The following is a 19,658-nucleotide window of genomic DNA, read 5'->3' on the forward strand; positions in this document are numbered from 1 at the left end:
GAGGGCCAGACCCCGGCCACGGGTGACCCCGGGCCGGGGCCGCCGCCCTTCAAGCCACGACCCCCGGCCGGGTGGCCGGTGACGGTCGGGGCCGCCCCCCGGGGCGAGACCCGAGCCGTACGGAGCCCGGCCGGAGGGCCACCCGCTCCCGGTGGGTCAGGTGAGGCGGGACATGAAGACCTGCTGGGTCGCGTCGCGCTGGGGGCGGCGGGCGGCGCGGTCGGTGGTGAAGACGACGACGCCGGAGTGGGCCGCAGGCCAGGTGTTGTTGCCGCGGGTGGTGACCTGGCGGGCCGCCGACCAGCCGGCCGTGAGGTCGAAGGTGGCGGTGAAGACCTTCCAGCGCCAGTCCGTCGAGCGGGAGTCGTACCAGACCGCACGGACCGCGCCGTCCGGGTCCTGGCTCAGCCGGGCCCGCTGGCTCATCGCCTCGGGCGCCGGCCCGACCTGCTCGAAGGCCGTCCACGTCGTGCCGCCGTCGGCCGAACGGCTCGCGCGCAGCTGGAGGTTGGCGCCTGAGCTCTGCAGGGCGCCGCTCTCCCAGATCGCCACGAACGTGCCGTCCGCCGCGACCGCCAGCCCCGGGTGCCGGTCCGCGCGGTCGGTGACCGCGCTGACCTGGACCGGCGTGCTCCAACTACGGCCCGGCGCCTTGCGGACCGCCGCCAGGATCTGCCAGTTGTCGGGGTCGGTGCCGCCGCTGGCGGGCTGCCCGGCGGGCGGGGTGTGGCCGGTCCACAGCGGGTCCGGGTCGAAGCGGTCGTCCTGCCAGGTGACCACCGCGTGCCGGTTCGCGCCGACCGCGATCGCCGGGAACAGCGAGGCCGGGAAGCGCGGCGAGCGCGCGTCGGTCGGTAGGCCCGCGCTGACCGCCTTGCCCGCCGCCGAGATGTTGACCGCGGCCCGGTCCACGCCCACGATCTGCGCGAACACGTCGAAGGCGCCACCGCTGTTGTCCGACCAGGCGACGAGCGGATGCCGGTCGTCGATCAGCGCGATCGCCGGGTTGACCGCGCGCCCCTGGCCCTTGCTGAGCCGCTCGGGCGCTGTGAAGGACGTGCCGCCGTCGGTGCTGCGGGCCAGCAGGATCACCGGCCGGTGCGGCTGCTCGTTGCCGAGTTCGTCCTGCCAGACCACCCAGATGTCGTCACCGGACACGGCGACGCGGGGGAAGCGCGCGGTGGCCGAGTCACCGGACAGCGTCCGCGTCGTGGTGACCCGGCCCTTGTTGTCGAGGCGGTGGTAGACGACCCGGGTGGCCTGGTCCGCGTGCAGTTCGGTCACGACGTGCGTGGCCTTGCCGTGCACGGCCACATCCGGGAATCCGGTGAAGCCGCCCTGCTCGCCGGCCACCGGCGTGGCCGCGTCGGCGGTGGTGTCGGCGGCGGGGAGCGCGATCTCCGGCGTCGGGTCGGCCGGTGCGCCGATCGACAGGAAGACCGGCGAGGTGGCGGCGCGCAACTGGTCGGGCAGCGTGGGGTCCGCCTCGGAGCCGGACGCGGACCCCGGGGACCGCGCCTCGACCCGGTACCAGGTGTGGTCCGCGCCGGCGCCAGGAGCCACCAGCGGCAGCTCGTACGTCTCGTCGGGCTTCTGCGGGACGAATGTCGCGATCGGTCCGGCCGCGCGACCGGGCGCCGCGTACACATGGACGGTGGTGCCCAGGCCGGCCTTGAACTTCACCCGCAGCGCGGCCTTCTTGGGCAGCCGTCCGGCGATCACGATCTCGTCGCCGCCCATCGCCTCGAACACGCCGTCACCGTCGGCGTCCGCCTCAAGGGTGAGGAAGGGGCCGGTGATGTTCTGCGAGACCGTGGTGCGGCCGGCCCGGAATCCGTCGAGGATGCCGCGTACCGAACGCTCGGCGGTGAAGACGTGGGTGGTCGGCTCGCCGGGTGCGTCGATGTCCCACAGTTCACGGAAGTGGCAGTCGCTGGCCGCGGCCACGCCGAAGCGGAAGCCGGCGTTCCAGCGGTTCTCCGCGTAGTCCACCTCGGCGTCGGGGTCGCTGGCCACGTTGAGCACCTCGACCAGGTTCGCGCCCTGCACGCTGGCGTTGTCGTTGACGCCGGCCGCCGGGGTGTACTCACCGTCGTCGGGGTGGGCCTGCGACCAGATCGCGTCCTGCGCGTGCGCGTCCCAGACGGACTGCTGGACGTGGCGGAAGCTCGCGGAGCCGGCCGGGTTGGCGCCGTCGACGATGACGTCCACGTTGCCCAGCACGATGGCGTGCGGGGAGCCGTTCGCCTCCTCACCGGGGAGCAGCAGCAGCTGGGAGGACTTCCACTGCGGGTCCCAGACCTGGTCGTAGGTGCGGTGGTCGGTCAGCGGCATGAAGTCCAGGCCGGTCTTCTCGCCCTCGCCGATCTGGTCCCCGACCGGCAGGTTGCCCGGCAGGGTCTGCTGTGACGTCTGCCGGGGCCCGCTGCCGTCCGACGAGTGGTCGTCGTGGACGTGGGTGTCACCCGCCAGCCACTGGCCCTTGGGCGGCTTGGGCCCCTTGGCGCCCTGCACCGCGGCCCCCTGGGCGGCGGCGACCGGCGCCGCGCTGTCGGACCCGGTGGCCGCGTCGGCGGCGCCCGCGCCGATCCCGGCCACCGCGACCGCGGCGCCGGCCACCACCACGAATCTGCGGCGGGTCAGCTCCGCCGAGCCGGTGGCGTGGTCGGTACCGCCGGTCCGGCCGATGCTGTCGGTGGTGCCGGCCGGGCCGACCGGACCGCTGGCGTCCTTCGGTGTTTCCATCTGCGCGCGCCTTTCGTCCACCGCTCCCTCGCGGAACGGTGCGAATCATTAGCGACGCTAAGGAACTCCTCGTGCCTCGGCATGAACCCGTTCCGAAGCAGGCGTGCTGATCACCGGAACAATGCGGGCCGCCGGCGGCGGGCGCCCGCTACCAGGCGAAGGCCTCCGGGGACGGCCCAGGACCCGGGAAGATCTCGTCCAGCCCGGCCAGCAGCTCGGCCGGCAGCTCCAACTCCACCGCCCGCAAAGCCGATTCCAGCTGCCCCGCCGTCCGCGGCCCGACGATCGGCCCGGTCACCCCCGGCCGGGTCAGCAGCCAGGCCAGCGCCACCTCGCCCGGCTCCAGCCCGTACTTGCCGCACAGCTCCTCGTACGCCCGCACCTTCCCGCGCACCACCGGATCGGCGAGCCCGGTCGCCGACCGGCCGGCCTTCGTCCGCGAACCGCCGCCCTCCCGCTCCTTGCGCAACGCCCCGCCCAGCAGCCCCTGGTGCAGCGGCGACCAGGGGATGACCCCCAGGCCGTACGCCCGCGCCGCCGGGATCACGTCCATCTCGGCCCGGCGCTCCACCAGGTTGTACAGGCACTGCTCGCTGACCAGGCCGACCCGGCCGGTACGCGCCGCCGTCTCGTTGGCCTGGGCGATGTGCCAGCCGGCGAAGTTGCTGGAGCCGGCGTAGAGGATCTTGCCCTGCCGGATCAGTACGTCGACGGCCTGCCAGATCTCGTCCCAGGGGGTGGCCCGGTCGATGTGGTGGAACTGGTAGACGTCGATGTGGTCGGTCCGCAGCCGCCGCAGGCTCGCCTCGACCTCGCGCCGGATGTTCAGCGCGCTCAACTTCTCGTGATTCGGCCATGACTGCTCGTACCAGGCCCGGCCGTCGTTGGTCATGTTCCCGTAGAGCTTGCTGGCGAGCACCACCTTGTCCCGCCGCCCGCCGCCCTGCGCGAACCAGCCGCCGAGGATCTCCTCGGTCAGCCCCTTGTGCGTGTCGCGCCCGTAGATGTTCGCGGTGTCGAAGAAGTTGACCCCGGCGCCCAGCGCGGCGTCCATGATGGCCCGGCTGCCGGCCTCGTCCGTCTCGGAGCCGAAGTTCATCGTGCCGAGCACCAGACGGCCGACCGAGAGCCCGGTGCGTCCGAGCTGTGTGTAGTCCATGCCCCGAGCCAACACCTTGGAGCGCACTCGATGGCAAGTGCCTTTTCGGGCGGCCGGGTTGAGCCGGACCGGGTCGGCCGGGTCGGGCTGAGCCGAACCGGGTCGGCGTGGGCCGGGTGACCCGTCCGCTGGTGCGACGGGGCTTCACCGTCACGGCCGTCGACGAATCCGCGCACATGCTGGAGCGGGTGCACGGCGCCCGTACGGTCTGCGGCCCGATCGCGACACTGGAACTCGACGAGCGCTTCGACGTGGTGCTGCTGGCCTCGTGCCTCGTGCACGCCGCTGATCCGGGCGAGCGCCGCGCACTGCTGCGGACCTGCCGGCGCTATGTCGCGCGGGACGGCTGTGTGCTGATCCAGCGCGAGCCCGAGGACGCGCACCAGGGCCTGCCGCGGGAGCGGGAGATCGCCGGCGGTCTCATCCGGGTGGTGTCCTCCGAACCGGTCGGCCCCGGGGTGCGGTCCGTCCACGTCGAGTACGTCTTCCCCGACGCGCGGTGGACGCAGACGTTCCTGTCCCGCCCGCTCACCACGCGGGACTTCGACAGCGCGCTGGCCGAGGAGGGGCTCGTGGTGGACACCTACCTCACCGGCGATCGCACCTGGGTGCGGGCCGTGCCGGCCGGCCCGGACGGCGGCCGGCCGTGATCGGCGCCGCCCGGCCCGGCGCCACCGCGTGGCGCCGGACCCGGGCACCGGTTCAGCTGCTGTGGGAGACGGTCAGCCCGTAGAAGGCGACCCGCGCGCCCTTGGTGGTGCTGTCCGAGGAGGACTGGTTGTAGGAGCCGGCCTTGAAGTACTGCTTGTAGGCGTCGAAGGACGACGGGATGGCGTAGTGCGTGGTGCTGCCGTTGACCGTCAGGTCGATCGTGTTGCCGCCGGAGACCGCGATCGTGTAGGTCCAGGTCTTGCCGATCGAGACGTGGCCCACGGTGTGGGTCGTCTGGCCACCGTCGGGCGAGTTCTCGGTGCCCGCGACGATGTCGCCGTTGGAGTGGTAGTAGAGCTCGATCAGCGGCTTGGTGGACGAGCCGCCGGTGCCCAGGTGGATCTGGCCGACGCAGACGTTCGACGTCACGGACACCACGCGCAGGGTCGCGCTCAGCTTGTGGCTGCCGCTCAGTGACCAGTTCGCCGCGCTGCCGTTGGAGTTCATCTCGCGCAGCTCGGAGCGGGCGTAGTTGGAGTTGGGGGTGGTGACGCCCTTCTCCGGGGCCCAGAAGGTCATCGCGCCGTCGCGGGTGTCGGTGTAGAAGTACGAGTCCTGGAAGCCGTCGTCGCCCTGGAGTTGGGAGGACGGGATGGTGGTCGGCGAGCCGGGGGAGCCGACGGGCTCCTGCAGCTCCCAGACCGACAGGTTGAAGTTGCCGCCGGGGGCCTTCGTGGGGGACGCGGCGTTGGCGCTGGTGCCCAGGAAGCCGAGGGTGCCGACGATGCCGATCGCGGCGGCGGTGGTGAGGAGCTTGGAGCGGAGTTTCATGTGGGGGTCCTTCCGATGCTCCGAGTTCACGTGGATGAACTAGGTCTAGTCCAATAGGACGTCTGAACTGGATAGCACGGCCGGCTTTCCCCGTCAACGACCCGGTTCGCGACCGGAGTTCATCCTCGCAGCTCACTGCGCTACGGGTCCGGGAAGAAAATGTGGCACGGGGTCCCGGCCGCTGCGGTGCGGGCCTGCGGAACGCCTGGCGATGCGCGCTCCGGACCGCGCCGCAGGGTTCATGTGCGTGAACACGAGGTCACACACCGAACTCGGTGGACCATGTCGGGTCAAGAATTGGCAACGGTTTTCATCACCACCTGTCGCAGAGCTGGTGTTGAAAACCATTTCCACCTAACGTCTGAGAGGTCCTGTCACCAGGTCCCGCTCCCCCGGGGCCCGGCGCGAACCGATCCAGCGAGGAGCCCTCGTGCGTACCCCGATATCCCCGTTCACCGCCGGCGGACTGCTGCTGGCCGCCGCGCTCACCGCGGCCACCACCGGCTGCTCGACCTCCGGGGGCGACAGCGGCTCCTCGGCGGGCAGCAAGAACGCGGCCCCCGCCGCGAGCCAGGGCACGGGCTCCGGCTCCGGCTCCGGCTCCGGCTCCGGCTCCGGCACAACCATCCAGGTGGTCGCCGCCGAGAACTTCTGGGGCAGCATCGCCGAGCAGCTCGGCGGCACCCACGCCGATGTCACCAGCATCATCACCAACCCGGCCACCGACCCGCACGACTACGAACCCACCGCCGCCGACGCCCGTACCGTGGCCGGCGCGCAGTACGCCATCGTCAACGGCATCGGCTACGACGCCTGGGCCGACAAGCTGCTCGCCGCCAGTCCCAACCCGTCCCGCACCGATCTGACGGTGGGCGACCTGGTCGGCGTCAAGCCCGGCGGCAACCCGCACCGCTGGTACTCGCCGGACAACGTGCACCGGGTCATCGAGCAGATCACCGCCGAGTACAAGAAGCTCGACCCGGCCGACGCCGCCTACTTCGACAGCCGGAAGGCGACCTTCGAGAACACCACCCTCGCCCCCTACAACCAGGCCATCGCCGGCATCAAGGCGAAGTACGCCGGCACCCCGATCGGCGCCTCGGAGTCGATCGTCTCGCCACTGGCCGACGGGCTCGGCCTGAAGATGCTGACGCCCTACTCCTTCCTCAGCGCGATCAGCGAGGGATCGGGCCCCACCGCACACGACAAGACGGAGATCGACCAGCAGATCAAGGGCAAGCAGATCAAGATCTACGTCTACAACAGCCAGAACGCGACGCCCGATGTTCAGGAGCAGGTCAAGGAGGCCAAGGCCGAGGGAATCCCGGTCGCGACCGTGACCGAGACGCTGACCCCGGCCGGCGCCTCCTTCCAGCAGTGGCAGGTGCGTCAACTGGACGGCATCGCTGCCGCGTTGGCGAAAGCGACCGGCAAGTGAGCGCATTTGGCACACCACCGGTCCTCGAACTGCGGGACGCGGCCGTCCGGGTGGGCGGCCGGACCCTGTGGTCGGGGGTGAACGCCCGGGTGGACAGCGGTGAGTTCGTCGCCGTGCTGGGGCCGAACGGCGTCGGCAAGTCCACCCTGGTGAAGGTCGCGCTGGGGCTGCTGCCGGCCGCCGCCGGCGAGGTACGGGTGCTCGGCGAGCGGCCGGGCCGCGGCGCGACCGGGCACCGCGTCGGCTATCTGCCGCAGCGGCGCGGTTTCGACGCGAGCCTGCGCATCCGGGGCACCGACATCGTCCGGCTCGGCCTGGACGGCGACCGGTGGGGCGTGCCGCTGCCCTTCGTCCGGCGCGGGGCCAAGTCCGCCGCCCGCCGCCGGGTCGCCGAGGTGATCGACCTGGTCGGTGCGAGCAGTTACGCCGACCGCCCGATCGGCGCCTGTTCCGGCGGTGAGCAGCAGCGGCTGCTGATCGCCCAGGCGCTGGTCCGCGAGCCGGAACTGCTGCTGCTGGACGAGCCGTTGGACAGCCTGGACCTGCCCAACCAGAGCGCGGTGGCCGCACTCGTCGGCCGGATCTGCCATGAACGCGGGGTCGCCGTGGTGATGGTCGCGCACGACGTCAACCCGATCCTGCACCATCTGGACCGGGTGGTGTACCTCGCCGAGGGCGGCGCGGTGGCCGGCACCCCGGACGAGGTGATCACCGGGCCGACGCTGACCCGCCTGTACCGCACGCCGGTCGAGGTCCTGCGGACGTCGGACGGCCGGCTGGTCGTGGTCGGCCAGCCCGAGGCCCCCGCGCGGCACACCGACCGGCACGCGGACCGGCACACCGACCGGCAGGCGGACCGGCAGGCGGACCGCCCCGCCGATCCCGGGCCGCCTTCCCGCGCCGCCGGAGGTGCCCGTGCCGCTGGCTGACGTGACCGCGGGCTTTTGCTGGAACCCGGTCGACGACCTGCGCCAGATGTGGGCCTACCCCTTCATGGTCAACGCCTTCCGGGCCGGCGCCGTCGTGGCCGTACTCGCGGGCTGCGTGGGCTGGTTCATGGTGCTGCGGCGGCAGAGCTTCGCCGGGCACACGCTGTCCGTGGTCGGTTTTCCCGGCGCGGCCGGTGCCACCCTGATCGGAGTCGGCGCGGCCGGGGGCTACTTCGGCTTCTGCCTGGCCGCGGCGCTGGTCCTGGCAGCCGTCCCGCGCGCGGGCCGGCACGCGGGCGGCGCGGAGGCCGCTCTGACCGGCACGGTCCAGTCCTTCCTGCTGGCCTGCGGCTTCCTGTTCGTCGCGCTCTACAAGGGCTTCCTCAACGGGGTGAACTCCCTGTTGTTCGGCAGCTTCCTGGGGATCACCTCCGACCAGGTCCTGGTGCTGCTGGTGGTCGCGGCCGTCGCGCTGGCCGTCCTGGCCGCGATCGGGCGGCCGTTGCTCTTCGCCTCCACCGACCCGGACGTGGCCCGGGCCCGCGGGGTACCGGTCCGCGCGCTGGCGACCGTCTTCCTCGTCCTGCTGGGCGCGGCCGCCGCCGAAGTGGGCCAGATCACCGGCTCGTTGCTGGTGTTCGCCCTGCTGGTGATGCCGGCGGCCACCGCCCAGACCCTCACCGCCCGCCCGGCGGCCGGCCTGGCGCTGTCGGTGGTGATCGCGCTGGTGGTGACCTGGACCGGGCTGATCACCGCGTACTTCTCGCCGTACCCGATCGGGTTCTACGTCTCCACCTTCGCCTTCGGGGCGTACGTCCTCGCCCGGGCGGGACGCCTGGCCGTCGACTCCTACGGCCGGCGGGCGGCGGCGTGAGCACCATTGACAATCTGACGCAACGTCACTTTTCCCCGGCGCCCGTCCTGCTGGCGGGCGGACCGCTCTCGCACCCGTTCTTCGTGCACGCCCTGATCGCCGGCACCGGCATCGCGCTCGCGGCGGGGCTGGCCGGCTACTTCCTGGTGCTGCGGGCCCAGGTCTTCACCGGGGACGCGCTCAGCCACACCGCGTTCACCGGGGCGCTGGCGGCGCTCGCCCTCGGCTGGGACCTGCGGCTGGGCCTGTTCGCCACCTGCGTGGCGGTGGCGCTGCTGCTGGGCACCCTGGGACGCGGCGCCCGGGCCGACGACGTGGCCATCGGCAGCCTGTTCTCCTGGACCCTGGGCCTGGGCGTCTTCTTCCTGACCGTCTACACCACCTCCCGGAGCAGCGGGAACGGCAACGCGGGGGTCAGCGTGCTGTTCGGCTCCGTCTTCGGCCTGTCCGCGGGGCAGGCGTACGTGGCCGCCGCGGTCGGCGCCGGGCTGGGCGGGGCGCTGCTCCTCATCGCCCGCCCGCTGCTGTTCGCCTCCACCGACCCCGAGGTGGCCGCGGCCCACGGCGTGCCGGTCCGGCTGCTCGGCTTCGCCTTCCTCGTCCTGGTCGGCGGATGCGCGGCCGAGGCCACCCAGGCGGTCGGCTCCCTGCTGCTGCTCGCCCTGCTGGCCGCCCCGGCGGGCGCCGCGCACCGCCTCACCGATCGGCCGTACCGCGCGCTGGCCCTCTCGGCGCTCCTGGCACTGGCCGCGGTCTGGGTGGGCCTCGTGCTCAGCTACGTCTTCCCCGACCTGCCGCCGAGCTTCGCCATCGTGGCCACCGCGACGTTCGGCTACGCGGCGGCTTTCGCCGTGCGGCGGTAGCTGATCGGCGCCATCGGGCGGACGGCGGTCAGTTCCGGGCGAGCAGGCCGGTGATCGTCGCCTCGGTCAGGTCGCGCAGCCGGGGCGCGAAGTCGACGGCCGCGTGGGCGAGCCGCGGGTCCTGGGCGTAGAGCAGGGCGAGGGTCGGCGGGGGATTGCCGGTCTGCCACAGGGCGGCGGCCAGTGCGGTGACGGCGGCCACCAGATCGCCGGCCTGCCGGGGCGTCAGCCCGGGCAGGGCCTGGGTGAGGGCGTCGCGGATCTCGGCGACGGCGGCGAGCGCGGTGAGCTTGAAGGTCCGGACGGCCTCCAGCGAGACATTGCGCTCCAGGTGGAGCGGGGCGTGGCAGAGCAGGTCGCAGAAGAGCGGCCGGTCGCCGAGGGTGCCGGCGACCGCCGCGGCCACGAAGGCCGGCCCGGGTGCACCGGGCGCACGGGGTGCACCGGGCGCATCGGCCGGACCGGACGCCAGGGTCTCGCCCAGTGCCTTCGCCCAGTCCTGCCAGCCCTCGGCGGTGAGCTGGAGAAACACCTCTTCGCGGGTCTCGAAGTACCGCAGCACCGCGGATTTGTGGAGGCCGGCCTCGGCGGCGATGTCGGTGAGGCTCACCGCCCGGACACTGTCGCGCAGGGCGAGGGCCCGGGCGGCGTCCAGGATCGCCCGGTGCCGCTGCTGCTTGTGCTGGGGGCTGCGGGCGCGCTGGAAGCCGGGCTGCGGGGGCTCCCGCGGCGTCGTCGTGCCCTCACTTTAACGCAACAGGGTTGCCTTGTTAGCGCAACGGTATTTTATTAAACGGAGTGAGATCGACTGCCCCCGGGAGGACGAGCACCATGACGACAACGCAGCCGCAGACCCCGAGCACCGGCAGGGCGGCCGGCCCGCAGCCCGCGACGAACCCGTCGGCGCCTCCCGTGCCCTGGCACACCCCGGCCGGCGACGGGGTGATCGAAGTCCGCTCCCCGCACGACCAGCGGCTGGTCGGCCGGACACCCGAGGCGGCCCCCGAGGACGTCGACCGGGCGATGGCAGCCGCTCGGGACGCCTTCGACCACGGCCCGTGGCGGCGGCTTCAAGAGCAGCGGCTTCGGGCGGGAGTACGGGCCGCACGGCCTGGCGGAATACGTCGAGCTGAAGTCGATCGCCACCGACGTCGGCGGCTGATCCGGTCCGGATTCGTTTCTGTCCGCCCGCTGTGGAAAGCCGAGGGGTAGGAGCGGGTTCGTCGACGGGCGCCCGCCTTCGCACGGACGACAGCAACGACGGAGGTGACGGCCGTGACGTACGTGGACGAGGCCGACCGGTCGGTGGGCACGCTCGTGAAGCAGGGCACCGAGCAGCTCTCCCAGCTGGTACGGCAGGAAATCAAACTGGCGCAGGCCGAGCTGACGCAGAAGGGCAAGCGGGCCGGTGTCGGCGGCGGGCTCTTCGGCGCGGCGGGTCTGTGCGCCTTCTTCGGCATGGCGGCGCTGATCGTCACCGTGATCGCCGCGATTCCGCTGGCCGTGTGGGCCGCCTCGCTGATCGTCGCGGGTGGGCTGCTGGCGCTGGCCGGGATCCTGGCGCTGACCGGCAAGTACGAGTTCAAACGGGCCGTGCCGCCGGTTCCCGGTGAGGCGGTCGACAGCATGAAGCAGGACGTGGAAACGCTCAAGGAAAGGGCGAAGCGATGACCCAGGGCGAGCAGCGGACCCCGGGGTCCGTCGGCCGGCACGCCGATCCGGCGCTGGCCGAGCTGGAGCAGCAGATCGCGCAGACGCGCGAACAACTCGGCGAAACCGTCGAGGAACTGGCCGCCAAGGCGGACGTGCCCGCCCGTGCCAAGGCCAAGGCCAACGACGCGGCGACCCGGGTACGCGCCACCGCCCATGAGGCCACCGATCGCGTGACCGCCGCCAAGGACAAGGCGGTGGGCCGGGCGGCAGCCGCCAAGGACGAGGCGGTCGGCAAGGTGACCGCCGCCAGGGACGAGGCGACGGGCAAGGCGGTCGCCGCCTCGGACGCCACCCACGAGGCGGGCTCCCACCTCGGCGACGCCGCGCACAACGCCGGCAGCAAGGCGGGCGCCAAGCTGAACCGGGTGTCCGAGGACCAGTGGCGCGGCACGTACCTTCCGGCGATCGTCGGCGTCACGGTGGCCGCGGCAACCGGCACGCTGCTCTGGCTGAAGCACCGCGGCGACCGCCGATGAAGGCGGTGACGGTCGTCTACAAGCCGGTCGGTCTGCTCGTCGGCATCGCCGGCGGCATGCTGGCCGGCGCCGTCTTCTCCCAGGTCTGGAAGCTCGTCGCCCACGAGGACGACGCGCCCGACATGATGGACGAGGAGCGCGGCTGGGGCGAAGTCCTGGCCTCCGCCGCCCTCCACGGCGCGATCTTCGCCGTCGTCAAGGGCACGGTCACCCGGGCGGGCGCCACCGGCATCCGCCGCCTCACCGGCACCTGGCCCAAGGGCTGACGCTTGCGCGGACCGGACCGGACCGGACCGGACCGCGGCGCGGGCGGGTAGCGGCGCAGGGACAGCGACGGGCTGGCGACGGGGCGGCGACGGGATTCCGGCGGAGGGCAACAGTCCGGATGTCGTTGTGCGTTCGGTATGACCCGGGCGCATACATGTCAGGGGCGGGAGTTACTCTGCTGCTCCAGCGATTCGCCATCTGCGACGCTGTTATGACCTGTGGGGGGTCCATACGATGCGCATCACGCGCACTCGGCGGCGCGCCGTTCTCTGCGCGACCGCCGTCATCATGTCCACCGGGCTCGCCATCACTGTCGCCCCGACCGCCTTCGCGGACGGCGCGCCGACGACCACGGTGACCCACCTCGTGACCGGGGACGACGGTCGGCTCGAAGTCGACCTGTCCGACAGCGCTCCGCTCACCTCGCTGCAGATCAGCGTCCGCTCGTCCACCGCCGACGACGCCGCGACGCTGCTCACCGTCAGCGACTTCAGCAATGACACCACCACCGCCCCCGTGCAGCTGCCGGCCGGCACCGCCTACGGCAGCTACCCGGTCGACGTCGACTACACCCTGGCCGACGGCACCACCCAGCACTGGTCCGGCGCCGCGCACGGCACCGACGGCCTGCTCAACTACCGCAAGCACGCGTTCCTGGCGGCCTTCACCACCGACCGCACCAGCACCGACTTCACGCACCGGGACGTCGTCCTCAGCGGCCACGTCGACGCGTTCGACCCGGCGACCGGGACCACCGGGCCGGCCGGCGCGGACACCGATGTGGCGCTCATGTGGCAGGAAGACCACTCGCCGTACGACTCGTACGTCCAGCGCCACGCGGAGGTCGACACCGACGAGAACGGTGACTTCCAGCTGCTGGTCACGCCCGGCGGCGGCCTGGAGAACGGCGCCGCCGTGATCCACACCACGCCGGCCGACCTGACGCCGGCGGGGACGTCGCAGTTCATCAGCAATGTGCCCGCCAACCCGGTCACCTACCGGGTCACGTCCTCGCCCAGCGCCACCCAGGTGCACAAGGGCACCCGGATCACCGTCCGGGGCAAGGTCGAGCAGCTGGTCGGCGGCAAGTGGAAGCCGTTCGGCGGGGCGCCGGTGGTCACCACCGCGGCCGACCCGGACTCCTACCAGTACACGGTGCCGCACCAGCTCGCCAGTACCACGTCGGCGGCCGACGGCAGCTTCTCGTACCCGATCACCGCCAACATGACCACCCTGCTGCACACCTACCTGCGCCCGTCGACCTACCTGCCGCCGAACAGCCAGGACGAAGACACGGTCAACGTGCCGACGGCCGGTTCCATCACGCTGCCGGCCTGGTCGATCGACGACGAGGGCCTGGTGAAGACCACCGGCCGGCTGAACGGCAACGCCTCCAACCAGTCGCTGTGGCTGCAGTACTCGCCCAACGGCAAGTCGGGCTGGATCAACCTCTCGCACATCACCACCGGTTACACCTACGGCAAGTACGTCTCGTACGCCATGCAGGCCTACGGCAACTACGACGGCTACTACCGGGTGATCCACTTCGAGAGCGCGCAGATGCTCGGCCTGGTGCAGCCCGCGCACCGGCTGAACCGCATCCGCACCCAGATGTCGGTCACCGTGACGCCGACCCGCCCGTCCTACGACACCAGCAAGCTGTCGGTCAGCGGCGTCGTCACGCAGATGACGTCCAAGGGCTGGGCGCACTACAACCACGCCTACGTCGTGCTGGTCTACAAGCCCAAGGGCGACACCGAGTGGTACTGGGTCAAGAAGGCCTACACCAACGCGGCCGGCCGCTACAGCTTCAGCACCCCCGCGTACGGGGACGGCACGTGGGGCGCGTACCTGCAGACCGACTCGAAGCACTTCTACAGTTCGACCAAGGGCGTGAACGTCGACGTCATCCACTGATGACGCGCCGACGGGTCGGCTGACCCGCTGACACGCCGACAGCTCAACGGCCGGGGCCCACGGGGCCCCGGCCGTTCGCTGTGCCGCGGGAAGGTCGGCCGCGAGGATCAGCCCTCGGTCGCCGCGGCCGCCGGGTCGTTCGGGGCGTCCGGACCCGCCGGAGTGACCGGAGCGATCGGAGCGATCGGAGCGGCCGACGCCAGCGCCGGCATGCCCAGGTCCACCCGGCCGGCTCCGCCCCCCGGCGCCTTGCAGGCGTCGTGGCAGTTCTTGTCGAGGCTGCAGCACAGCGAGCAGATCGCACCCGCGTGGAACGGGCAGCCCGCCATGTCGGGCCGCTCGAACTCCTCCTGGCACACCGTGCAGGCCATCGTGACCGCCGAGAGCAGACCGCTGTCCAGGATCAGCGGCTCCTGCTGGTCGTCGATCCGGGCGATGTAGTACTTGCCCTTGGTGACCACCGCGAAGAGCGGCGACAGCACCATCGCCACCGCCAGCGCGATGAACGGCGAGAACGCCTTGCCGTAGGCGCCGAAGGCGTGGAAGTAGGCGGCGATGGAGATGCCGGAGGCGATCAGCATGGAGCCGAAGCCGACCGGGTTGAAGTTGTACAGGTGGGCCCGCTTGAACTCGATGTACGAAGGGCTCAGCTTCAGCGGCTTGTTGATGACGAGGTCGGCGACCACCGCGCCGATCCACGCGATGGCCACATTGGAGTAGAAGGCCAGCACCGTGTTGAGGAAGCCGAAGACGCCGAACTCCATCAGGGCCAGCGCGATGCCGACGTTGAGGAAGATGTAGACGACGCGGCCGGGGTGGCGGTGGGTCAGCCGGGAGAAGAAATTGGACCAGGACAGGGAGCCGGAGTACGCGTTGGTCGTGTTGATCTTGATCTGGGACAGGATCACGAAGAACGTGGCCAGGCCCAGTGCGATCGGCGCCGCGAAGGTGTGCAGGCCGGAAACGTACTGCTGGATCGGCTCATTGGCCTTGGACAGGCCGACGCTGCCGGCGATGTAGAAGGCGAGGAACGCGCCGCCGAGCTGCTTGGCCGCGCCGAGGATCACCCAGCCGGGACCGGCGCTGAGCACCGCGGCCCACCACTTCTTCGCGTTCGCGGCCGTCTTGTCGGGCATGAAGCGCAGGTAGTCGACCTGCTCGCCGATCTGGGCGATCAGGGACAGCGCGACACCCGCGCCGGCGCCGACCCCGAGCAGGCTGACGGACGAGCCGGTCGGCGAGTTGCCGGCGAAGTGGGTGAACTGGGAGAACTTCTCCGGCTTCTGGATCGCGATGGAGACGAACGGGGCCACCATCAGGATCAGCCACACCGGCTGCGTCCACACCTGCATCTTCGACAGCGCGGTCATCCCGAAGAACACCAGCGGCAAGATGATCAGTGAGCAGATGAGATAGCCCACGGCGAGCGGTATGTGCAGGCCCAGATCGAGGGCCTGGGCCATGATCGAGCCTTCGAGCGAGAAGAAGATGAAGGTGAAGCTGGCATAGATGATCGAGGTGAGGGTCGAGCCCAGATAGCCGAATCCGGCGCCCCGGGTGAGGAGATCCATGTCGATCGAGTACTTCGCCGAGTAGTACGAGATCGGAATTCCGGTGAGGAAGATGGTGACCGCCGCGGCGAGAATGGCGACCAGCGCGCTCTGGAATCCGTTGGAGATCACAATGGAGCCGCCGATGGCGAAGTCGGCGAGGTAGGCGATGCCGCCGAGCGCGGTGGTGGCGACGACGTAGGGTGTCCAGCGGCGGAAGGACTTGGGCGCGTAGCGCAGCGAGTAGTCCTCCAGCGTGGTGTTCCGCGCCCAGCCGTTGTAGCGGCGGGTGGTGGCGCCGTCGTCGGCGCCTTTGCCTTCGCCGGGGGGCGCCTGGGTATCGATGGTCTCCGTCACGGTGGTCCCTCTTCCGCCCGAAGTGTCTGCCCCCGGACAACCCGGGTGGCGTTTGGAAGAGTGGCGCCGCATTGTTTCTCGACAGTTTCCGGTCCTTTAAATTGCTGGACCTGGGACCGGATGGGCGCGACGCGCGTAGAAAATTGCGGAGCGGCACGGAAAAGGGTCCGCCGGAATAGCCGAACAGCGGAATGGCGAATTCGCTCGGGCCGCCGAGGAATACGATCCGCGACCCGCCCGGCCCGCCCACGACGGGCCCGCCCGCACCCGCGGCCGGCGCGGGCGACGGTGGCTGCGGCAGTGGCTGGGCGCCGGCCCGGCGGCGAGCGCCGCGCGGTCCTCCCGGGGCCCCTTCGCCCCGATGCTTCCCCTAGAAAGTATTTCTGCGGGAAGGTAATGTCAACGCCCAGGCAGGGCACGGACCCAGCGGCACCGGCGCACCAACCCCTCGACGGGAGCTCAGAGTTGGGCGACGACATCGAAGTCGAAGGCGTCCGCCCGCGCGAGGTAGATCCGCTGGTCCAGATGGTTGCCGCGGAGCCGCAACACACCGCGCGGACCCTCGTAGGCCACCGGTCCGCGCACCGCCCGCAGCGCCGCCACCCGGGTGGATCCGGCCCGCTCGGCCAGCGCGGCCAGCAGCATCAGCCCTTCGAAGCAGGACTCGCCGAGGCTGCCCACGACCGGTGCGGACACCCCGAAGCGCCGCGCGTAGCGGCGGTTGAAGTCCAGCGACTCGGCGGTGGCCAGCGTCTCGAAGTAGCCGGAGGCCGCCCACAGTCCGGCGGTCGCCTCCGCGCCGGTGGCCAGCAGCATGTTCTCGTCCATGTGCGTACTCAGCCGCAGGCACCGCTCGGGCAGCCCGTACGCGGCGAAGGCCCGGTTGAAGCGGACCGCGTCCCCGCCGACCAGCAGCATCAGGACCGCGTCCGCGGCGCACCGCTCGATCCGGCGCAGCACCGGCCCGAAGTCCGCCGTGCCCAGCGGCAGGAACGCCTCGCCCAGCATCCGGCCGCCGCAATCGCGGGCGTACGCGCGGGCGGCGCGGGCGGTGGCGCGCGGCCACACATAGTCGTTGCCGACCGTGCACCAGCGCCGCACACCGCTGGATTCGGCCAACCAGCGCATGGCGGGCAGCAGTTGACGCAGATCCGTCTCCCCGGTCAGGAAAACGCCGGGGGTGCGCTCGCCGCCCTCGTACTGCGCGGTGTAGACGTACGGCACCAGGTGCGCGATCCGCGGGGCGAGCGCCTTGCGGACCGCCGAGATGTGCCAGCCGACCACCGCGTCCACCGCGCCGAGCCGTACCAGCGCGCCCACGTCGGCGGCGACCCGCTCGGGCGCGCCGCCCCCGTCCACCGTCACCAGCCGCAGCTGGCGGCCCAACACGCCTCCGGCCGCGTTGAGTTCCTCGGCGGCCAGCCGCGCGGACAGCTCGCAGGACGGACCGAAGATGCCGCCGGGACCGTGCAGCGGCACCACCAGGGCCACCGTCAGGGTGTCGTCGCCGCCGAGCCGCACGGGCCGCGCGGGCTCCGCGGACCCCGCGGGTCCTACCGGTCTGTCCGGGTCAGCCGATCCCGGGAGCAACAGGCCACCTCCGGGAGGGAGTTGCGGGCGGGAGAACACGGACCCGGCCCCGGCTCCCTCGCCAAGACCCCTAATGTGGCCGAACAGTAGACCTGCGGAAGGACCCCGGCAAACATGTCCTCCGAGCCGTCGCAGCAGCGGCCCCCCGAGCCGTCGTACGACCTCGCGCATCTCCTCAGCCACGCCGAGCGCCGGCTGGTGCAGCGGCTCGCCGCGGTGCTGGCGGCCGAGGGCTGCGCGGTGGAACAGTGGCGGGTGCTGTCCGCGGTCGCGGACGGCGCGGGGCATCCGATGACGGAGATCGCCGAGTACGCGCTGCTGCCCGCGCCGAGCCTCACCAAACTGGTCGACCGGATGGTGGCCGACAATCTCGTCTACCGCCGGCCCGACCCGGGGGACCGCCGCCGCGTGCTGCTCCACCTGGCCGCGCGCGGCCGCATCCTGCACCAGCGCGCCGCCCACCGGGTCGCCGAGGACCGGGCCGCGCTGCGGGCCGCCCTCCCGGCGGACCCGGACGAGCTCGCCCGCTCACTGGCGGAACTGGTCGAGGCGCTCGGCGGCCTCGGCGTCGCCGGCCCGCCGCCGGCGCCCGCGGTGAGCCGCCGCCCGGCCCGCTGAACGGGTCCGGGCGACGGCGACAGCAGCCGGGGGGACCGCCGGGATGCCGCCGGGGGTGTCACGACCAGCCGTAGAGCTCCTTGATCCGGTTGACCACCAGGTTGAAGCGGCCCCGGTCCAGCGCGCAGGCCTCGCGGCGCATGCCCTGCTCGTGCAGCCGCATGACGCGGTCCACGGCCACCCAGGAGTCGCGCCCGGCGCGGTCCCAGGGGCCGGCGCCTATCGCGACCCAGTCGCGCTCGTGGTTGTGCTCCTTGCTGGACAGCTGGACCGCCAGCAGGGTGCCGCCGGTCTCGCGCGCCACCACCAGGACCGGACGGTCCTTGCCGCGGCCGTCCCGCTCCTCGAACGGCACCCAGGTCCAGACGATCTCGCCCGGGTCGGGGTCCCCGTCATGGGCCGGGGCGTACTCGGTGCGGACCTGGCCCACGGCGTGCGGGTCGGCCTCGGTGGTGGCGTACGGGCCGCTTTCGCCCGGAAATTCCACGTGGTCATCGGTAAAGGTCGTCACGCCCCCAGACGGTAGGGCCTGCGGCCCGCCGCTGGCACGGCAGGGGTCCCCGGCCGTCCGCGGCACCGCGAAGGGGCGCGGGGAACCGCGCGACAAGCTACGACGCACCCGGCCACGGCGGCCGGCCGCACCGCACCCCGAACGGCGCCCCCGGGCTACCAGCGGGAGTGGACCTGGGCGCGGATGCGTCGCTCATAGAGGTCGGTGATCGCGTCCAGCGTGGCGGGGGTCAGCGGGGCGAGGCCGCCCGCCGCCGCGTTCGCGCGGGCCTGGGTGACCGAGCGGGCGCCCGGGATGACGGAGGTGACGCCCGGCTGCTGGATGATCCAGCGCAGCGCCGTCTGCGCCGCGGTGGCGCCGCTCGGCGCGAGTTCGGCGAACTCCGCCGCGGCCTCCAGGCCCGTCTCGTAGTCGACGCCGGAGAACGTCTCGCCCTGGTCGAACGCCTCACCGTGCCGGTTGAAGCTGCGGTGGTCGTTCGCGGCGAACACCGTCTCGCGGGTGTACTTGCCGCTGAGCAGCCCGGACGCCAGCGGTACCCGGGCGATGACGCCCACGCCGGCCGCCTCGGCGGCCGGCAGCACCTGCTCCAGCGGCTTGAGCCGGAACGGATTGAGGATGATCTGGACACTCGCCACCCCGGGCCGGGCGATCGCGGCCAGCGCCTCCGCGCAGGTCTCGACACTCACCGCGTAGTGGGCGATCCGCTTCTCGGCGACCAGCGTGTCCAGCGCGTCGAACATCTCGTCCGAGGTGTACACCGCGGTCGGCGGGCAGTGCAGCTGCACCAGGTCGAGGGTGTCCACGCCCAGATTGGCGCGCGAACGGTCGTTCCACGCGCGGAAGTTCTCCAGCACGTAGTTCTCCGGGAGCTGCTCGGCCCGGCGGCCCATCTTCGTGGCGACAAAGACTTCCGCGTCGGGCCGCTCCCGGCGGTAGCGCCCGATCAGCTGCTCGCTGCGCCCGTCCCGTACACATCGGCGGTGTCGAAGAAGGTGACACCCTCCTCGACGGCCGCGTCCAGCACCGCGAGTGCGTCCTGTTCGCGTACATCGCCCCAGTCGGCGCCCAGCTGCCACGTGCCCAGTCCGACGACGGACACGGCTCGTCCCGTCCTGCCCAGAATTCGCTGCTCCATGGCGCCCAGGCTACGTCGCCCGGCGCCGGCG

Annotated in this window: 17 protein-coding genes and 2 pseudogenes; 11 read left to right on the forward strand and 8 right to left on the reverse strand. The window is 72.0% G+C overall.

Annotated features, from left to right (window positions below):
* Positions 1–156: 156 nt before the first annotated feature.
* On the reverse strand, positions 157–2,745 hold the full coding sequence (locus GA0115240_RS27610; protein WP_093740794.1) for a CehA/McbA family metallohydrolase: 2,589 nt from the start codon (positions 2,743–2,745) through the stop codon (positions 157–159).
* A 148-nt stretch (positions 2,746–2,893) separates the two neighbouring features.
* Positions 2,894–3,904 carry an aldo/keto reductase gene (locus GA0115240_RS27615; protein WP_093740796.1) on the reverse strand — a complete coding sequence of 337 codons (1,011 nt, stop codon included), beginning with the start codon at positions 3,902–3,904 and terminating at the stop codon, positions 2,894–2,896.
* 104 nt (positions 3,905–4,008) lie between these two features.
* Here GA0115240_RS27615 and GA0115240_RS27620 point away from each other — a divergent pair.
* Positions 4,009–4,554, forward strand: a pseudogene (locus GA0115240_RS27620) (class I SAM-dependent methyltransferase); the annotation flags it as partial.
* A gap of 52 nt (positions 4,555–4,606) precedes the next feature.
* On the opposite strand, the gene GA0115240_RS27625 reads toward GA0115240_RS27620, so the two are convergent.
* Positions 4,607–5,386 carry a polysaccharide lyase family 7 protein gene (locus GA0115240_RS27625; RefSeq protein ID WP_093740800.1) on the reverse strand — a complete coding sequence of 260 codons (780 nt, stop codon included), beginning with the start codon at positions 5,384–5,386 and terminating at the stop codon, positions 4,607–4,609.
* Positions 5,387–5,816: 430 nt separating this feature from the next.
* Here GA0115240_RS27625 and GA0115240_RS27630 point away from each other — a divergent pair, with 430 nt between their 5' ends.
* From GA0115240_RS27630 to GA0115240_RS27645, 4 genes are read left to right on the forward strand one after another with little or no spacing between them, the layout of a single operon-like run.
* Entirely contained in the window at positions 5,817–6,824 is a 1,008-nt protein-coding gene (locus tag GA0115240_RS27630; RefSeq protein ID WP_256070014.1) for a metal ABC transporter solute-binding protein, Zn/Mn family, read from the forward strand.
* Positions 6,821–7,753 (forward strand): metal ABC transporter ATP-binding protein, encoded by a 933-nt coding sequence (locus GA0115240_RS27635; RefSeq protein WP_218087443.1) that lies wholly within the window; start codon positions 6,821–6,823, stop codon positions 7,751–7,753. The genes GA0115240_RS27630 and GA0115240_RS27635 overlap by 4 nt, the downstream gene beginning before the upstream one ends.
* A complete protein-coding gene (locus tag GA0115240_RS27640) occupies positions 7,740–8,627 on the forward strand; it encodes a metal ABC transporter permease (protein ID WP_256070015.1) in 888 nt (295 codons plus the stop codon). The genes GA0115240_RS27635 and GA0115240_RS27640 overlap by 14 nt, the downstream gene beginning before the upstream one ends.
* Positions 8,624–9,490 (forward strand): metal ABC transporter permease, encoded by an 867-nt coding sequence (locus GA0115240_RS27645; RefSeq protein WP_256070016.1) that lies wholly within the window; start codon positions 8,624–8,626, stop codon positions 9,488–9,490. Before GA0115240_RS27640 ends, GA0115240_RS27645 begins: the two co-directional genes overlap by 4 nt.
* A 28-nt stretch (positions 9,491–9,518) precedes the next feature.
* On the opposite strand, the gene GA0115240_RS27650 is transcribed toward GA0115240_RS27645, so the two are convergent.
* Positions 9,519–10,148, reverse strand: coding sequence for a TetR family transcriptional regulator (locus GA0115240_RS27650; protein ID WP_093740804.1), 630 nt, complete (start codon positions 10,146–10,148; stop codon positions 9,519–9,521).
* Between the two features lie 173 nt (positions 10,149–10,321).
* Here GA0115240_RS27650 and GA0115240_RS39425 point away from each other — a divergent pair, with 173 nt between their 5' ends.
* The 5 genes from GA0115240_RS39425 (at position 10,322) to GA0115240_RS27675 (ending at position 13,863) form a co-directional block, all read left to right on the forward strand.
* On the forward strand, positions 10,322–10,702 hold the full coding sequence (locus GA0115240_RS39425) for an aldehyde dehydrogenase family protein (protein ID WP_093740806.1): 381 nt from the start codon (positions 10,322–10,324) through the stop codon (positions 10,700–10,702).
* Positions 10,703–10,774: 72 nt separating this feature from the next.
* Positions 10,775–11,161 (forward strand): phage holin family protein, encoded by a 387-nt coding sequence (locus GA0115240_RS27660; protein ID WP_256070017.1) that lies wholly within the window; start codon positions 10,775–10,777, stop codon positions 11,159–11,161.
* Positions 11,158–11,679 carry a DUF3618 domain-containing protein gene (locus GA0115240_RS37720; protein ID WP_093740810.1) on the forward strand — a complete coding sequence of 174 codons (522 nt, stop codon included), beginning with the start codon at positions 11,158–11,160 and terminating at the stop codon, positions 11,677–11,679. Before GA0115240_RS27660 ends, GA0115240_RS37720 begins: the two co-directional genes overlap by 4 nt.
* Positions 11,676–11,945 (forward strand): DUF4235 domain-containing protein, encoded by a 270-nt coding sequence (locus GA0115240_RS27670; RefSeq protein WP_093740812.1) that lies wholly within the window; start codon positions 11,676–11,678, stop codon positions 11,943–11,945. The genes GA0115240_RS37720 and GA0115240_RS27670 overlap by 4 nt, the downstream gene beginning before the upstream one ends.
* Positions 11,946–12,234: 289 nt before the next feature.
* Entirely contained in the window at positions 12,235–13,863 is a 1,629-nt protein-coding gene (locus GA0115240_RS27675) for a hypothetical protein (RefSeq protein ID WP_141708984.1), read from the forward strand.
* 107 nt (positions 13,864–13,970) lie between these two features.
* On the opposite strand, the gene GA0115240_RS27680 is transcribed toward GA0115240_RS27675, so the two are convergent.
* Both GA0115240_RS27680 and GA0115240_RS27685 read right to left on the reverse strand, forming a co-directional pair.
* Positions 13,971–15,770 carry a purine-cytosine permease family protein gene (locus tag GA0115240_RS27680; protein ID WP_256070018.1) on the reverse strand — a complete coding sequence of 600 codons (1,800 nt, stop codon included), beginning with the start codon at positions 15,768–15,770 and terminating at the stop codon, positions 13,971–13,973.
* A 459-nt stretch (positions 15,771–16,229) separates the two neighbouring features.
* Positions 16,230–17,291 carry a substrate-binding domain-containing protein gene (locus GA0115240_RS27685; RefSeq protein ID WP_256070020.1) on the reverse strand — a complete coding sequence of 354 codons (1,062 nt, stop codon included), beginning with the start codon at positions 17,289–17,291 and terminating at the stop codon, positions 16,230–16,232.
* A 183-nt stretch (positions 17,292–17,474) separates the two neighbouring features.
* Between GA0115240_RS27685 and GA0115240_RS27690 the strand changes: the two genes are divergently transcribed.
* Positions 17,475–17,978 (forward strand): MarR family winged helix-turn-helix transcriptional regulator, encoded by a 504-nt coding sequence (locus GA0115240_RS27690; protein ID WP_093740823.1) that lies wholly within the window; start codon positions 17,475–17,477, stop codon positions 17,976–17,978.
* Positions 17,979–18,036: 58 nt separating this feature from the next.
* Here GA0115240_RS27690 and GA0115240_RS27695 read toward each other — a convergent pair whose 3' ends face one another.
* Positions 18,037–18,489, reverse strand: coding sequence for a type II toxin-antitoxin system PemK/MazF family toxin (locus GA0115240_RS27695; protein WP_093740816.1), 453 nt, complete (start codon positions 18,487–18,489; stop codon positions 18,037–18,039).
* A 155-nt stretch (positions 18,490–18,644) separates the two neighbouring features.
* Positions 18,645–19,627 (reverse strand): annotated as a pseudogene (locus GA0115240_RS27700) (aldo/keto reductase).
* Positions 19,628–19,658 lie beyond the last annotated feature (31 nt).

Source organism: Streptomyces sp. DvalAA-14, from assembly GCF_900091855.1.
Taxonomy (GTDB): Bacteria; Actinomycetota; Actinomycetes; order Streptomycetales; family Streptomycetaceae; genus Actinacidiphila.

Coding starts and splice junctions, on each gene's coding strand:
- GA0115240_RS27610 (WP_093740794.1), bottom strand. CDS start 2,745: ATGGAAACACCGAAGGACGCCAGCGGTCCGGTCGGCCCGGCCGGCACC.
- GA0115240_RS27615 (WP_093740796.1), bottom strand. CDS start 3,904: ATGGACTACACACAGCTCGGACGCACCGGGCTCTCGGTCGGCCGTCTG.
- GA0115240_RS27625 (WP_093740800.1), bottom strand. CDS start 5,386: ATGAAACTCCGCTCCAAGCTCCTCACCACCGCCGCCGCGATCGGCATC.
- GA0115240_RS39425 (WP_093740806.1), top strand. CDS start 10,322: ATGACGACAACGCAGCCGCAGACCCCGAGCACCGGCAGGGCGGCCGGC.
- GA0115240_RS37720 (WP_093740810.1), top strand. CDS start 11,158: ATGACCCAGGGCGAGCAGCGGACCCCGGGGTCCGTCGGCCGGCACGCC.
- GA0115240_RS27670 (WP_093740812.1), top strand. CDS start 11,676: ATGAAGGCGGTGACGGTCGTCTACAAGCCGGTCGGTCTGCTCGTCGGC.
- GA0115240_RS27675 (WP_141708984.1), top strand. CDS start 12,235: ATGTCCACCGGGCTCGCCATCACTGTCGCCCCGACCGCCTTCGCGGAC.
- GA0115240_RS27690 (WP_093740823.1), top strand. CDS start 17,475: ATGTCCTCCGAGCCGTCGCAGCAGCGGCCCCCCGAGCCGTCGTACGAC.